The following is a 16394-nucleotide window of genomic DNA, read 5'->3' on the forward strand; positions in this document are numbered from 1 at the left end:
ATGTGGGATCTAAGGAGGTTTGAGAATGCTGCAAGTCGACAAGCTGCACCAATACTACGGCGGTAGCCACATCCTGCGCGGGCTGTCCTTTGACGTGAAGATCGGCGAAGTCACCTGCCTGCTCGGGCGCAATGGCGTGGGCAAGACCACCTTGCTCAAGTGCCTGATGGGCCTGTTGCCGGCCAAGGAAGGCGCGGTGACCTGGGAAGGCCAGGCCATCACCGCGTTCAAGCCGCACCAGCGGGTGCATGCCGGCATCGCGTACGTACCCCAGGGCCGAGAAATCTTCGGCCGGCTGACCGTGGAAGAAAACCTGTTGATGGGGCTGTCACGCTTTGGCGCGAAGGAGGCCAAGGAAGTCCCGGCCTTCATCTACGAGTTGTTCCCGGTGTTGCTGCAAATGAAACACCGACGCGGCGGCGACCTGTCCGGCGGCCAGCAGCAACAACTTGCCATCGGCCGGGCCTTGGCCAGCCGCCCGCGCCTGCTGATCCTCGACGAGCCCACCGAAGGCATCCAGCCCTCGGTGATCAAGGAAATCGGCGCGGTGATCCAGAAGCTCGCCGCACGCGGCGACATGGCGATCCTGCTGGTGGAGCAGTTCTACGATTTCGCCGCCGAACTGGCCGACCAGTACCTGGTGATGTCCCGGGGCGAAATCGTGCAGCAGGGCCGTGGCGAGCACATGGAAAGCGAGGGTGTGCGTGGCCTCGTCACGATCTGAGTCGAGTCTGCTGCGCTTTGCGCAACTCCATCAGAAAACGCGATGCGACATGCCCCTTGGGTTGCCAGAAACGGTCGGGCTCCAACACATGCAACCGACCGGAATTGAACAAGACCGTGAGGGCTTCGCTGGTCTTGAGCCGGGGTTTGTCCGATTCGGGGTCGATCCAGCCAGACAGCAGCAGGTCGTGCTCGACGCGCTCGAAACTGGGCGCGTAGACCAACAGGGCGCCATTTCTGGGAGTGAAGTAGTAGCGGGCGCCAGCCACTTTATCCTGCCTTAACATGTCGACCACAAACCTGAACTCCTTCTGCGAGATAAAGTTTTCGGCGATAGCTTGTTCATGTCGGTCAGCCAGCCGCTCCGGATTGGCCTCCCACTTGTGCAGTTGCTGTACGCCCATGACGCGGTAACCCGCAGGGTATTTGGGACGCGGTTGAGTGCGTTCATCCAGGTTCATCACCCAGCCGAACAGGCGTCGATAAGCACTCGTATTCATACGTAGCCCCACGTGGACACTCGGCCCGCTGTCGTCCACCGGCTCACTGGCGAGATAGCTGTTGCCCGCTGCATTTTTCAGGACAGCCCCCATGCTCGCCTTGCCTGGAACAGCCGGTGAGCGGCGCCACATATACCGCGCGGCATCATCCGGATGAGAAAACAGCGGCCCGAGCACCACCCGCGCATCCGGGTCTGCGGCGACCGCAGCTGGCGCACGTTCACGCCAGGACTGTGACACCGGCCCTTGGCCGGCCCAGATCGCCCCCGTCACCAGCACCTCGAGCTGCCCGGCACGAGCGACCTGGCGAATGTAGTCGTGAGGGTTGAAGTGCCCATTCAACGTGCGGATATAGGCCTGCAACTGCGGCTCTTCGTCCCAGTTACTGTCCAGGCGTGAGGCACGGTATTTGAGCAGGGCGCTGTCGGCGCAGGACAGGTACAACGGCAGATAAGGCGCAGCCCCGGCATTTGTTTTCGTACGCACCACCGCCAACGCTGCACGCAACAGACTCGGCGGGATGAAGGCGTGATAGACCGCTGATGCGCGCAACTCTTGCGGCTGACGAGCCGGGGCGCACAGATAGAGCGCCGCCACCGTACAGCCCACCGGCAAACGCCCGCCCAGCAACACCCTGTCGTAGGGGAAACGTCGGTCTTCACCGTCCACCGGTAGGCTGGCCATCCAGTGACCATTGGCCAACTTGAAGATAAAACCGTAGGTCAGCCGGTCTCGCTCTCCGGCGCTTTCATGGGCGTTGCGCGCGGCGTCATCGATATGACTGAACACCGGCCCCAAGGCGCGATCGGCCGTGGCATGGATGAACCGGTCAGGCGCGGTAAAACCACGCGCAGGCAGCCATCCGCTGCCCAGCACCTGAGCATTGCCCCATAGCGCACTGCCTTGCACCACGGTCATCGAGGCGACCTTGAGCAGCCGATTGACGAACGCCACAGGCGTGAGGCTACCGTCGCGCATCTGCTTCTCGAGCGCGTTGCTCAGCGGGTCGTGAGGCGTTTGCTCAGCCGGTGCCAGCGCTTGCCGGAGCGCTTCAAGGTCGTTGGAAAGCGGGCCTTGCTGGGTCGCGTCCGTTGCGCTTTTGCAACTGAAACCGATCACCGAGCCATCCAGCCCGAACAGGTACTCATGGCTCCACAGGTGCTGGCACGTGAGCGCCGTGCCCAGCACATCGGTGGACAACATCGCTCGATAGACCGCCTCGCCGTCCTCGTCCAGCACCAAGCTGGGCAGTACGTCCCGCCGCGAACGGTAGCGCGCCACCAGCGTCATGCCCGGCGCCAACCAGTCCGCACGCACGTCTTCATCCGGCAGGATCCATTTGGGATCGAAGTTCTCTGTCGCGACGGGCAGCGGCTCGGTGGCGACAAACAGGCCGTCGACGCGCTTGAGCAGCAAGCCGCCGTACACCCTGTCGCGGCGATTGCCCGGGCGCTGGTGGGCGTAGCGCAGCGCATCCGCCTGGTGAAAGAACGCCGGGCTCAACGCCCTGCGACTGAAGTCGGCATAAGGCAGCCAGTCGGCGCCCAGCCTGCTGCTCTCCTCGTCCCAGCATTCACTGGGCACCAGCACACCGAGCCAGCTCGTGCCGATGACTTTTCTAACAAATGCCTGGGGTGATAGCTGGCCTCCGCTCAGTTGGGTATGCACGTCTTCAAAGGTGCCGGACGCCTGTTTTTCCGGGTCGAACAACGGCGTCGAGACAGCCGTCTGGTACTCGAGCACGGCGTTGTCCAGGGTTGAAATAAACACGGGTAAGGTCACGCTGCTACCCGTATCACGCCAACGCCGGGCGGACAGGAAGGCGCTGTACAGGTCGGCCGAAGACAGGAAGTGCCGAGCCAGCCAACGCTGCGGATTCTGCAGGTTGTCGGGCATCCACAGGCGCGCGTAATACAACCCGTGCAATTCAAATGCCTGGGGAAAAATGAACGCACCGTCATCGCGGTTACCAAACAGACTCGCCAGGTTGAACAACGGATTGGCGCCATCCGCAGGGACAAGCTGGCTCAGCACGTACTGGTCCTTTTGCGCGTGCTTGAGCAAAAAAGCAAAACCCGTCTGGGCCGCGTAATAGCCCCGGCGCAATCGCTTGTGAGCGTCTGCAACCGCTTCCCTGGCAGTGGAAAACACTGCGCCAAACGCCACCTGCTGCGGTTTTTCAAAGGTTGCCGCCGGCGCATAGGCACGCCAGGTTGGCGAGACACTGCCAGGCAATCCCCACAACGGACTGCCGAGCACAATGCGCAAGCCGCTGGCCGACAAGTGCCGCACCCTGGCCTGCGGCTCGCGGGGCGCCGAGGAGGTGTCTGGGTTCAATTCATCCAATTGGGCCTTGGCGCCCGTAAGGTCAAAGGCAATCAGGCCGTCCTCATCGCAGGAGAGGTAGCCGGTGGAGACCCAGTGCCGGTTGCCGATGAGGTTGCGCAGATCGGCATCGCTGAACAGTTGCCAATCGACACTGGCCTCCTCCCGTGACCAGCCGTTGCGCTGCATGCGGGTCTTGTCCAGCCGGGCAACCGACCGGCATGACGCGTATTGCCCGTAGAGCACGTAGGGCTCGGGGACCAGCAACACACCGTTGTGGTCCGCCGGAAACACCGTGCCGATGGCAAACCGCTGTGCCTCCAGACAGGCCACCGGCAGCGTGGCGACAAAACGCTGGTCGGGTGTCTTGAGGATGCAACCGCAGTATTCAGCATAACGATCGGCACCCACCTGTTCATGGGCAAACCGTGCGGCATCATCGGCCTGCAGAAACGGCGCACTGAACTCCGGCATGCGGTAGCGCGCAAAGGGCCGCCAGGTTGGTTCCACGCGGCCCTGGATGTCCCACAGCTTGCCGGCCACCAACACCGACAACTCGCCCGCCGCCGCCACCCGCAGTACGTACTCCGTAGGCGTCACGGCTCCGGAGCGCAAACTCGCCTGATGGCCATTATCGTTGACCTCCCCGGTAGGTGTGACGCCATACAACTGGCTCTCCAACCCCGTCCCGCTGAAGCGGTATTGCAATTGCGCACCGTCACGCGTGCTCAAGTAGAGCGCACGCAGCGTACGGTTCGACTCTCGGGCCTGGGCGATTGCAGCCGCCAGGTCCTGGGGCGCGACAAAGCTTTCGTACAACCAGTGTTGAAGGGTTTTCATCCCAGTACCGGGCAGCGACTGGTAGCAAATTCCGTGGACCTCATACCCCTCGGGTATCAGCGGATCACCGTTGGCATCCTGGGTAAAAACCGATGACGGTGAAAACATCCGGCTGCCGATGGGCGCAGGCTGCGTCGAGAAGTACGCTTGGGCTCCGGTAGCTTTCAAAATAAACGCGACTTGTCGCAGCTGCGGCTTGAGGCCGAACTGCCCGTGCGCCACTTCAGCGGCCAGTTCCGGGAAAGGTACGATCCAGTTGTACGGCGGTTCGACAGGAGACACGGAGACAAACGACTCAAATGCGTTCCATGTCACAGGCAGCCTGCCACGGGAGTTGCCGAAGACCGCGTTCGTCTCGATGACATGGAACTCACCCAGGCTTGCCATCTTGCTGACGACTTGCAGGGGCGTACCACGGAAACCATCCATGCGGGGCTTGAAGATACCGGTGTCGATGATCGCTGTCAGCGCCGTATGAAACTCGCGCTCTTGTGGGCTGCCGCTGCTCACATACTTGACCAGTGAACCCGCCGTACCCGAATAGTAAAGGCAAGGAATGGGCTGACCATCCGCCGTCAGGCTGGCGACATAGTTCCGATAGGGAATCGTCAGCGTCAACAGCAGACGCTCATCCAGCGAGCGCCTTCCTTCAACGTCCGGATGGGAGGCCAGCATCCGTTTCAGTTCTTCCGGGTTGCTGCCAACGGCAACGAAAAAACCGTAATAGCGATAATCTGCCGGCAACGTCAGGACGTCGAGAACGCTACCTTTCGACATCCCCATACCCACCAGCCGGTTGATATCGGCGATCAGTCCGGTTGCCACGAACTTACCGTCATTGCGCTGCAGGATGTAGCCAAAATGAGAGATATCACGCCGCAATACTTGCTCACAGAGGTAGCGGGCAGCGTCATTGGGCCTGAGAAAATCCGGGCTGAAGTGGGGCCGTAACTCTTCAAACCACGGCTGTATTTTTCCAATGCGTGGCCAAATCACCCCCGCCTTCAAGACCGCCATCTCGCCCATGCTAGCCAACCGGTCAAGGTAACGGAACACCGTGAGCGCGCCGGTCTCGATCTGCCGTTGTGCGATCGCCCCGCCCTTGCCCAGCAACGACGACTCGGCATCCGTGCCCGAGAGCCTGTAACTGTTCAAGCCGCCATCGGGGAGCCGCTGCGACAGGGTCGGCGGGCGCAGGGGGTCAAAGAGAGCGGGAGCGTCCGCCAACACCTCGATCAGGCTCGCCAGGTGCGCGGGTAAAAAAGGTGGCCTGGTTTTATCGACCAGGTGCATCAAGACGCCCTCGATCAGAAAGCCTGGCGGCAGTTGCGTCTGACCGTTGGCGTCACGCGAGAATAGGGTGTGCGGCGGCCCCCATTCATCCACGGTACCCTCGCCAGGCACATAGACGTATTCATCGCGGCCTGCGGCCTTGAGCAGATACCCCCAGAGTGGCTGGTCAAACGCCTCGTCCGTAAAGGCAATCAGCGCTGACAGTTGTGAGAACGCAAAGACAGCGGAAGAGAACGGTTGCATCCGCTCGCCGCCCTTCAAGGGTTGGTCATTCACCCACTCCTTGAGCACCCAGTCCTTGCTGACCCGCCCGCGCACACCGCCCCAGGCAGCGTTGGGCACCAGTACCCACAGTGCGCCGGCCTCGGCCACCTCCGGCACATAGTCCGTGAAAAAGTCGATCTCAGGGTGGATGGCGGGGTCCAGCCGGGTCAGAAACGCCTGCAACTTTGCCTGGGTTCGCACGACAAATTTCAACAAAGTGCCATCTGGCCCCGACAGATAATGCGCCGGTACATGACCGCTCAAGCGAAAAATGACCTGCATGTCGGGGTAAGAAAACAAGCCGCGCAGAATTGAACGCTGCCTGGCCGGGAACATCCTTGAGGGAAAGTCATCATCGGTATCAGGATGGGAGTGGTAAAACCCGGAGCAGGTGTAATCCGCCGGCAAGATCGGCTTGCCATCCTTGATCGGGATCACGCTATCGAGCGCTATTTGCTTGGTCGCACCCTGCTTGGGCACTGTCGCGAAATACTGGCCTGCGTGCTTGAGAATCGCACCGCCGTACTCGCGTTCGCGCTTGCTGCCTATTTGGGTATGGGCCCAATACGCCGCATCATCGGCGCTGATAAAGGGTGGGCTGAGGGCAGGCAGTTGCCCATCTGAGACGGGGTTTTGCCGAACACCATCGGGTTGTGGCATGTCATGGATGTCCATCGTGCAGCACCTTCGGGAAGGGTCGAGGAAGAAACGCCCATCTAACGCTCCCGCCCTCCCTGAAGGGGCCTAACTATATCTGGCCGAGCGCACCACAACAGCGCATTGAATAAATCGCTCAAGACGGCACAGCACCACAACAGTGCACGCCTCCATCAGGACCGACCTCTAATCCGTGTTTCACCCCGGCACGTCCTTTGCTACACCTAGGGAAAAGCTGTTTAAAAAAGACCTCAAGCACTCACCATGAACCTGCCCGCCTCCACCGCACTGTTCACCCCCAGCTGGCATGCCGAGCTGGAACTCGGCTATGCGCGCTTCGGTGATACCACGCGCCCGACAATGCGCCGTCACCAGGGCCCGCTGCGGGTGCAGAAGCACCTGTACGCCGAAGGCCCCGAGGTGTGCCAGCACATCATCGTGCACCCGCCCGGCGGGATTGCCGGTGGTGACCGCCTGGATATCCGTGCCCATGTCGCCGAAGGGGCCTGGGCCCAACTGACCAGCCCCGGTGCCGCCAAGTGGTATCGCGCCAAGGGCCCTGCGTTCCAGCAACTCGAATTGAGCGTTGAAGCCGGCGCCACGCTGGAGTGGCTGCCCCAGGAAACCATCGTGTTCAGCGCGGCCCAGGCCGAACTCACCACGCGCATCGACCTGCAGGGCGATGCCCGTCTGTTTTACTGGGACGTGGTTGCCCTGGGTCGACCGGCCAGCGGTGAACGCTTTGCTCTGGGGCATTTTCAATCACAGCTGGATATCCGCCGCGACGGCCAGTTGCTCTGGCATGAACGCCAGCGCATTGTGGGCGCCGACGGCTTGCTGGAGTCGCCCATCGGGCTGGATGGCCAGCCGGTGTTCGCGACGTTGCTGCTCACGGGCGATATCGAACCTGAACTGCTGGAGACCTGCCGCGCCCGGCCCCACAGCGTGCGCGGCGACCTGACCCAATTGCCGGGCTTGCTGGTCGCCCGCTGCCTGGCCAGTGAAGCGCTGCTGGCGCGCGCATGGCTGATCGATTTATGGCGCCTGTTGCGCCCGGCGGTGCTGGGCCGGGAAGCCGTTTCACCACGAATCTGGAGCACCTGAACCATGGACCTGACCCCACGGGAAAAAGACAAACTGCTGATCTTCACCGCAGGCCTGGTGGCCGAACGCCGGCTGGCGCGCGGGGTGAAGCTCAACTACCCGGAAACCATCGCCTATATCTCCGCCGCACTGATGGAAGGCGCCCGTGACGGCCGCACCGTGGCCGACCTGATGCATTACGGCACCACCCTGCTCAGCCGCGAACAGGTGATGGAAGGCATCCCGGAAATGATCCCGGACATCCAGGTGGAAGCCACTTTTCCCGACGGCACCAAACTGGTCACCGTTCACCAACCCATCGCGTGAGGCCTGGTCATGATTCGTGATGCAACCCAAAACGACCTGCCGGCGATCCGCGACATCTACAACGATGCGGTGCTGAACACCACGGCGATCTGGAACGAACAACCGGTGGACCTGGGCAACCGCCAGGCCTGGTTCAGTGCGCGGCATGCCCAGGGTTATCCGATCCTGGTCTCGGTGGAAAACGATGAAGTCACCGGGTATGCATCGTTCGGCGACTGGCGTCCCTTCGAAGGTTTCCGCTACAGCGTCGAGCACTCGGTGTACGTGCGTAACGACCAGCGCGGCAAAGGCCTCGGCCCACGGCTGATGCAAGCGTTGATCGAACGTGCGCGTGAGTGCGGCAAACACGTGATGGTCGCCGCCATCGAAAGCGGCAACCAGGCCTCGGTCCACCTGCATGAGCGCCTGGGCTTCGTCACCACCGGGCAAATGCCGCAGGTGGGTATCAAGTTCGGCCGCTGGCTGGACCTGACCTTCATGCAACTGGCCTTGAACCCGGGCGCCGAACCGCCCAAGGAGTGAGATCGATGAACGCCGCGCAGCTGCGTCGAGTCAATGCTGAAAGTTTTGCCCATTACCGCCTGGGCTTGATCGAGCTGTTGCTGGACGCGGTCAGGCATGGCGCTTCGGTCGGCTTCATGGCGGACTTCGATGAGGCCCAGGCGCGGGCTTATCTGGGCACCGTGCAGGCGAGCATCGAAGACGCCAGCCTGCTGCTGTGGGTGGTGGTGCGCGACGAGCAGGTGATCGCCAGTGTGCAATTGGCGCTGTGCCAGAAAGCCAACGGCCTCAACCGCGCCGAAGTGCAAAAGCTGCTGGTGCACAGCAATGCACGGCGCCATGGGTTGGGCCAGCAACTGATGCACACCCTGGAGCTCGCCGCACGCCAGCACAAGCGCGGCCTGCTGTACCTGGACACCGAAGCCGGCTCCCCGGCCGAAGCCTTCTACCAGTCGCTGCGCTACACCAAGATCGGCGAACTGCCCGACTACTGCCAAAGCCCGGACGGGCGCTACAGCCCGACCGCCATCTACTTCAAGACCCTGGGGCAACCTGCATGATTCCTGGCGAATACCGGATCCAGCCTGGCGACATCGAACTCAACGTCGGCCGGCGCACCGTCACCCTCAGCGTGGCCAACAGTGGCGACCGACCGATCCAGGTGGGCTCGCATTACCATTTTTTCGAGACCAATGACGCGCTGACGTTTGACCGGGCCGCGAGCCGTGGCATGCGCTTGAATATCCCGGCGGGCACGGCGGTGCGCTTTGAACCTGGGCAGAGCCGTGAAATCGAGTTGGTGGATTTGAGCGGTGGGCGGCGGGTATTCGGGTTTGCCGGACGGATCATGGGTGATCTTTAGGGCCTTATCGGGGGCAAGCCCCCTCCCACATTTTGACCGTGTTCACACATCAAGGTGGGAGGGGGCTTGCCCCCGATAGCGATCTCACATTCAACACATATCTTCAGGGCAACCACATGAAAATCAGCCGCCAAGCCTACGCCGACATGTACGGCCCCTCCGTCGGTGACAAGGTCCGCCTGGCCGACACCGAGCTGTTCATCGAAGTCGAACAGGACTTCACCGTCTACGGCGAAGAAGTGAAATTCGGTGGCGGCAAGGTCATCCGCGATGGCCAGGGCCAGAGCCAGTTGCTCGCCCATGAAGTGGTCGACACGCTGATCACCAACGCCCTGATCATCGACCACTGGGGCATCGTCAAGGCCGACGTCGGCTTGAAGAACGGCCGCATCCACGCCATCGGCAAGGCCGGCAACCCGGATATCCAGCCCGGCGTGACCATGGCCATTGGCGCCAGCACCGAAGTGATCGCCGGTGAAGGCATGATCCTCACCGCCGGTGGCATCGACACGCATATTCACTTCATTTGCCCGCAGCAAATCGAAGAGGCGCTGAACAGCGGCGTCACCAGCATGATCGGCGGCGGCACGGGACCGGCCACCGGCACCAACGCCACCACCTGCACCTCAGGCCCGTGGCATCTGGCGCGCATGCTGCAAGCCAGCGATTCGTTCCCGATGAACATCGGCTTCACCGGCAAGGGCAACGCCAGCCTGCCGGAACCCTTGATCGAGCAGGTCAAGGCCGGCGCCATCGGCTTGAAGTTGCACGAAGACTGGGGCACTACCCCCGCCAGTATCGACAACTGCCTGAGCGTGGCCGACGAGTACGACGTGCAGGTGGCGATCCACAGCGACACCCTCAACGAATCCGGCTTCGTCGAGGCCACCCTTGCAGCGTTCAAGGGCCGCACCATTCACACTTACCACACCGAAGGCGCCGGTGGCGGCCATGCGCCGGACATCATCAAGGCCTGTGGTTTTGCCAACGTGCTGCCCAGTTCCACCAACCCAACGCGACCGTTCACCCGCAATACCATCGACGAACACCTGGACATGTTGATGGTCTGCCATCACCTGGACCCGAGCATCGCCGAAGACGTGGCGTTCGCCGAAAGCCGCATCCGCCGTGAAACCATCGCCGCCGAAGACATCCTGCATGACCTGGGTGCGTTCTCCATGATCAGCTCCGACAGCCAGGCCATGGGCCGCGTCGGCGAGGTGATCACGCGCACCTGGCAGACCGCCGACAAGATGAAAAAACAGCGCGGCGCCCTGCCTGGCGATGGTGCGGGCAACGACAACTTCCGCGTCAAACGCTACATCGCCAAATACACCATCAACCCGGCGATCACCCACGGCGTCAGCCATATCGTCGGCTCCATCGAGGTTGGCAAATGGGCCGACCTGGTGCTGTGGCGCCCGGCGTTCTTCGGGGTCAAGCCGACGCTGATCCTCAAGGGCGGGGCAATTGCCGCCAGCCTGATGGGCGACGCCAACGCGTCGATCCCAACACCGCAACCGGTGCACTACCGCCCGATGTTCGCCAGCTTCGGCAGCAGCCTGCATGCCACCAGCCTGACCTTTATCAGCCAGGCCGCGCAGGACGCCGGCGTACCCGAAGCCCTGGGTTTGAAAAAGCAGATTGCCGTGGTCAAGGGCTGTCGCGACGTGCAGAAAACCGACCTGATCCACAACGACTACCTGCCCCACATCGAGGTCGACCCACAGACCTACCAGGTCAAGGCCGACGGCGTGTTGCTGTGGTGCGAACCGGCGGATGTGCTGCCGATGGCGCAGCGCTATTTCCTGTTCTAGCCCACGAGCGGCACGCCGATACGCGACAACCGCGCACGGTCCAGGGCCTGGCCGGTCAGCTTGGCGACCAGGGCCTTGTCTTGCGTCGCCAGGTTCGCCATTTCAGCCTCGAACCGTGCCGGGTCCGAGGTGGCGTACCGATCGAACGCCGCCTCGGCCTCGGCCTGCAGCGCCTGGAACGACCCGGGATTGGACTGCTTGAGAAAGCCCAGCCAAAACGGCTGCTCACCAATCGACTTGCGCAACAGGTCGCCCTCTTCCAGGGCCAGTACTCGCACGCGTGCCTGCTCGATCATGGCAGGGGTCACATCCGGCTCCTCGAACATCATGCGCGCCGATTGCCAAGGCAAGTCCAGTTTGTCCTCGGAAGCCAACTCGGTGGCGTAAATCAGGTAGATCTCCACCTCGTCGATGTCCCGCATCACGTTGCCTTGCGCATCACGATGCGTGACGCGCAGCCCCTCGGCATCGTACTCGGGGAATTTGCGCCCCTGAGCCACCAGTTCACTGACCCTGCCGCGGGCGATCCGGCCCAACTCGTCCAAGCGCGACTTGCCGCGCGCCAGCTCCAGCAATTGGCGTTCCACCAGGTCCTCGGCCACCAGTTCGTAGGCTTGGGCCACCAGCACTTCAATGCCCATGGCATTGAACAGTTGCGCGCCGGCATCCACACAGGTGGTGGGCGCCGCGGCCATAATGAACAGCTTGTCACGCAGAGCCCGGTGCGCAGCTGCAGACTCGATCATGGTCCACACTTTGCGCGTCAGGTCGGCTTTGGCGGCGTCCTCCTCAAGGGTGTCTGCGGACTCGGACAGTTTGCGCAACTCGCTAAAAAAAGGCTCGGACCCGTGCTCGTGCTCAAGGCTGTCCCACAGGTGCTGCTTGGCGACCCACTGCTCATCGCTCAAGCCCGTGCGCCAATGAATGCTGTCAAGCACACCCCTGGGCGGATAGGGTCGATCAGGCTCCAGCCCTACCGATTGCCGATAGCCCCTGATCACGTCCAGGTTCTGTGCGGAGATGTACCGTGGTTCCGCGTTGATCCGCGTACGCGCCACGGTATTCGCCTGGCTTGACCCCGGTTCGACCTGCGGCACGCTGTCCAGCCGATTGGCACTCAGGTCCAGTACAAAAGAACGTGCACGAGGCTGATCGAACAGGCCAGGCGGCCAAGTGCCGAGCCCGGTATCGCCGAGCAGCAGCATGCTCAAGTCCGGCATGCGGCCGATGTCGGGGGCCAGGTGAAGCGGGTTACTCTCCAGTCCCAGGTAGTTCAGTTGCGTCAGCCCTTTCAGGCGATTGACAGCGTCGATGTCCAGGACGATCTGGTTTTCGGACAAGTCCAACGCAGTCAAACGCAACATCTGCCCGATTGCCTCAGGCAGCACCGTCAGCTCGTTGTTCTCCAGGCCGAGACGACGCAGGCGCTTGAAATGACGCAGGAACGGGGTGGGATCGGTCTCGATGCCGGCGCCAGAGAGTTCAAGGGCCGAGACGTGATCGAAGTTGACGGTCAGCAGGGGCAGTTCTTCCAATTGGTCGAACAGGTCCTCTCCAGACAGGTCAATGACCTGGCCATGGGAATACCCGCTGATATCCAGGTCCTCGCTTCCGGTGCGACGCCATGCTTCGCGCAAGGCCCTGACGATCCTCAGGCGCGCACGCCGCTGGTGCAGGAACGCGCCAGAGCGGCGAGCCTCTGCGGACACTTGCCGGACGTGCTCGCGCAGCCAGTTCTGCAACGCGTTGTCGAAGGTTTTGTATTCCAGCTCCAGGGCCTTGAGCTTCGCGTGCGGCTCCACGCCCAACCCATCGACAAACGCGCTCACCTGTTCGCTGGTCAACGTGGGGTAGAGGCTGCGCACGCGCTCCTCGACGATGCGCCCCCAGGCAGTGTCCTGGCCATGATTGCTCCATCGATACCCCAGCCGTCCGCCGGGCAGGCGCATCGAGGGGCGGTCGGCAAAGCGGTAGCGGCGTTGCTGCATCTTGAGCAATGGCCGCAGTTGATCCCGTGGCAGCGCGCCTTCAACGATTTTTGCCTTCAGTTGTGGACCTTGTTTGATGCTCGGCAAGCCGATGGCCCGACGGTGCGCATCGGTCAGGGCATGTTGCAGGGCCGCATACAGGTCTTCGGTTTCGTGCAGGGTTTCATCACGAATATTGCGCGCCTGATAGCGGCCCTCGCCGACCCGCACCAGCACCTTGCGCTCAGAGGCGTCTTCGGCGCCGAAGCTGGCCCGCAACTCCCCTTCCAGCTCGGCGTCGCGCACCTCCAGGCGCAGGTCGTCCTTCCACCCCGGCAGGGACTGAAGCGTGTTGAGCGCCAGGACCTCGGTATCCTTGTCCGCCAGCGCTTCCAGGTATAGCCCTTCATAGGCGTGGGCCAGGCGCATTTGCTGCTGCGCCTGGCGTGCGGCCTCGGCAATGCGCAACGGCACGCGCTGGTCAGTGTTGAGGGTGCGCAATTCCTGCGGCGTAGCGCCGACCAATAGCTCCTCGGCCATCAGCGCCGGCACGCGTGGAAACTGGCGTGTAATCAATTGGGTGGCGGGCTGCGCAGTGGGCTGCTGCTCGGCGTATAGGCTGCGCATCAACCGGGCGCGCTGGTTCACCGCAAAGTCCTTCAGGCGTTTGCGCAAGGCGCCAATGCGTAGTTCCGGGGTCCTTGGGGTGTAGCCGGGCAGTAACGCGTGGGTTTGTGCTTCGCTCAAAAAGCCGATGACCGCCGCAGGCAACTCCCCCCTCATCAACGCCATGCGGCTGAGACGCAGCGTGTCCCGCGCAATGGCTTTTGAATTACCGTACTTGGCCGACACGCTGCGCGGTTCAATGTCCGAATAGGCTTCCAGCGCCAGATGCTCCGGCCATCCGCTCAACTCAGTGACCAGTAAGGCCGGGAAGCTGCACAGGGCACTGGAGAGCTTGCCCTGGCCGATCCCCTCGGCCACCGCCACCGCATCGTGATAGGCCCGGAACTGGCGCACCGTGTCCAGCAGGATCGCCGGCACGGGCTCGCCCTCGGCATGCACACGACGCAGCCTGTCTTCCTCAACCCCGCTGACCCGACGGATCTGCTCCAGCTCGGCGTAGCTGAAGCCGTCCATCACCGGCCCCAGGCGCCGCATCAGGGTTGCCCCGCGCCAGCGCAACGGCTGTTCCAGTTCATGATTCCAGGCCCCACTGCCATTGGCGGTCAGCCGGGGCTGGTAGACGTCGCTGCGCGTTGGATGCTCCATGTAGTAGCCCTCGGTCTCGGCATCCTGTTGCACGGCATAGCGCTTGCCTTCCAGTTCCAGCACCTGTTTGCCGCCGACCCGATGGAGCCCGCGCCCATCCGCGACCGAGCCTTGTGGCAACCGCAACGTATGTTCATAGGCCGACAGGTCCGGTTTCCACAGCCGCACCTTGCCGCCAGGCAATGGCACGGCTTTGAGCTGTTCGATAAAGGGCGAAAGGGTGAGATGGCTGACGGTCGCACCGACCGCCAGCAGCGCCAGGTTTTCAATGACATCGGTGATATGCGCCCAGCCGGCTTCACGGTCGCCCTGCGCCCAATCGATAGCACCGTCCAGCACTTCGTACAACAACTGCCCGGCCGTCACCAATGACATCGCCACGCCCAGCGGTGGGATCACCATGCCCAGCAGGTTCACGCCAAACAAACCGATATTCAGATAGTGCTCCAGGCGCCGAGACCGTCCGGCTTCGTCGGCATCCGCGGTGCTCACGGCCTGGGCGCGTGCATCGGCGTACAGCCGGGTACGCAGGTTTTCGTATCGATAGGGCCACAGGTCCACTTCTTCCCAGAGCCCTTTGATCGAAACCGCATTGACATCGAATTCAGGTGCGCTGATCGGTACGCGCCCCTGGGGCTGGGAGTCGCCGAAGATCGAGGCAATCCCTGTGATGGCCGGTGGGCTGAAGAGCTCGGTGATGTACTGGCCCCACTCCGAGCGTATCCATTGCAAGGCGAAGGGCTGCGGCGGCGCATCCAGCACCAGCTCGGTGAGCCTGCGAAAGTAGTAGGGCCGGTGCTGGTAGGCAACGAACTGGCTGATGAAGCGCTGGTAGTCCGTGGCCGGTGCGACTTGAGAGCGATCAGCAGCCCTCCCCGGCCCAGCCTTGAGCCGGTCGGTCATGGCGTTGCTGAAGGCGTCGTAGGAGACGTAGCGCTTGATCGGGTGGTCGGGGTCGTCCGGGATATAAACGATCACCCATGTGGAGTAGCGGTATTTGACGCAGGGGTCGATCACCAGGCAATCCTGCAGGCGCAGGTTCATCACGCAGGGCACGCGGTACCACACCTGCTTGTCACCCAGCATGATCTGCGGCTCGCCGGCCAGCACGCGCATCAACAGGGCGTGGTCGCCTTCATCGATATCGCCCTTGAGCAGGGCCAGGCAGGCTGCCGCTTCGAAAGCCGCCTTCTGGTGCTTCAAGTAACGCTCGCGCAGCACGCCTTCGGCGACCGCATCCTGGGGCTGCAGGAAGGACTTGAGGTGGGCCTGGTACTTCGCGCCCAGGTCCAGGCCACGGCACAACTGGGCGAACACCTCGATCTTCAGCGTCGTGGCATGCCGCTCGAATTGTCCCCGGGCATCGGGCGTGGTGATGAACCCGGAAGACGCATTGAAAAACCCGGCCCGGGCTTCCCGCGCCTCGAAGTTGTTCAAGGCCGCCTGCAACAACGAGAATGTCTTGGTCCTGAACCCGCCGGTCGCCACGCCAAAGGCGTCTTCGACCGGATAGTAGAGGCGCAACCAGGTTTGATTGACGTCCAGTTCGAAACCGGCCTGCCTGAGCGCCGCTTCCAGCAGCGGCTGGGCGAAGGCTGTCACCGACTGCAGCTTCGCCAGGGACTTTTCCAACGCGTTGAGCGACGTGCAACGCGCGTCCAGCAACGCCTTGAGTTGGTCTTTGCGCGATTGAGAGGCGGCGGCATACCAATCGGGAATCTGTGCCGGGGTTTGCTTGAGCGCCAGGCGACGCGAGGGCGACGCCTGGCTCAGGCACGGCGCAATCGCCTGTTTGATCAGAGCGTAATGCTGGCCTTGTTCAATGGGTGCAGGTGGGGAGGTTGGCTCGGACATGAGGTGACTACCGTGTGATCTGACAATCGCGCAATCCTAAGTCGCGCCTGCCGGCCGTCGGCCCTACCTATCTACCGCTGCCCGAGCCTGGGCGCATGATGTGCTGTCG

Annotated in this window: 9 protein-coding genes; 7 read left to right on the forward strand and 2 right to left on the reverse strand. The window is 62.6% G+C overall.

Features of this window, described 5'->3' with window-relative positions; translation table 11 throughout:
• Positions 1-25: 25 nt before the first annotated feature.
• Positions 26-724: an urea ABC transporter ATP-binding subunit UrtE gene (gene urtE, locus NL123_RS27595; RefSeq protein ID WP_058423552.1), complete on the forward strand. Its 699-nt coding sequence runs from the start codon at positions 26-28 to the stop codon at positions 722-724.
• Here the strand turns inward: urtE and NL123_RS27600 are convergent.
• Positions 714-6620, reverse strand: a complete 5907-nt coding sequence (locus NL123_RS27600) for a hypothetical protein (RefSeq protein ID WP_494356739.1) — start codon at positions 6618-6620, stop codon at positions 714-716. The two genes, urtE and NL123_RS27600, sit on opposite strands and share 11 nt — an antisense overlap.
• A gap of 246 nt (positions 6621-6866) precedes the next feature.
• Between NL123_RS27600 and NL123_RS27605 the strand changes: the two genes are divergently transcribed.
• The 6 genes from NL123_RS27605 to ureC all read left to right on the forward strand — a co-directional run bounded on the left by NL123_RS27605 (position 6867) and on the right by ureC (position 11192).
• Positions 6867-7706: an urease accessory protein UreD gene (locus NL123_RS27605; RefSeq protein ID WP_494356740.1), complete on the forward strand. Its 840-nt coding sequence runs from the start codon at positions 6867-6869 to the stop codon at positions 7704-7706.
• 3 nt (positions 7707-7709) lie between these two features.
• Positions 7710-8012, forward strand: a complete 303-nt coding sequence (gene ureA, locus NL123_RS27610) for an urease subunit gamma (protein WP_003171437.1) — start codon at positions 7710-7712, stop codon at positions 8010-8012.
• A gap of 9 nt (positions 8013-8021) precedes the next feature.
• Positions 8022-8534, forward strand: a complete 513-nt coding sequence (locus tag NL123_RS27615) for a GNAT family N-acetyltransferase (protein WP_179028622.1) — start codon at positions 8022-8024, stop codon at positions 8532-8534.
• Positions 8535-8539: 5 nt separating this feature from the next.
• Positions 8540-9073 (forward strand): GNAT family N-acetyltransferase, encoded by a 534-nt coding sequence (locus NL123_RS27620; RefSeq protein WP_248485892.1) that lies wholly within the window; start codon positions 8540-8542, stop codon positions 9071-9073.
• Positions 9070-9375, forward strand: coding sequence for an urease subunit beta (locus NL123_RS27625; RefSeq protein ID WP_092249868.1), 306 nt, complete (start codon positions 9070-9072; stop codon positions 9373-9375). Before NL123_RS27620 ends, NL123_RS27625 begins: the two co-directional genes overlap by 4 nt.
• Positions 9376-9491: 116 nt before the next feature.
• A complete protein-coding gene (ureC, locus tag NL123_RS27630; protein WP_494356741.1) occupies positions 9492-11192 on the forward strand; it encodes an urease subunit alpha in 1701 nt (566 codons plus the stop codon).
• On the opposite strand, the gene NL123_RS27635 is transcribed toward ureC, so the two are convergent.
• Complete coding sequence (locus NL123_RS27635; RefSeq protein WP_494356742.1) at positions 11189-16285, reverse strand: dermonecrotic toxin domain-containing protein; 5097 nt, start codon at positions 16283-16285, stop codon at positions 11189-11191. The genes ureC and NL123_RS27635 overlap by 4 nt on opposite strands.
• Positions 16286-16394 lie beyond the last annotated feature (109 nt).

Source organism: Pseudomonas sp. FBCC-B1565 (assembly GCF_059133265.1).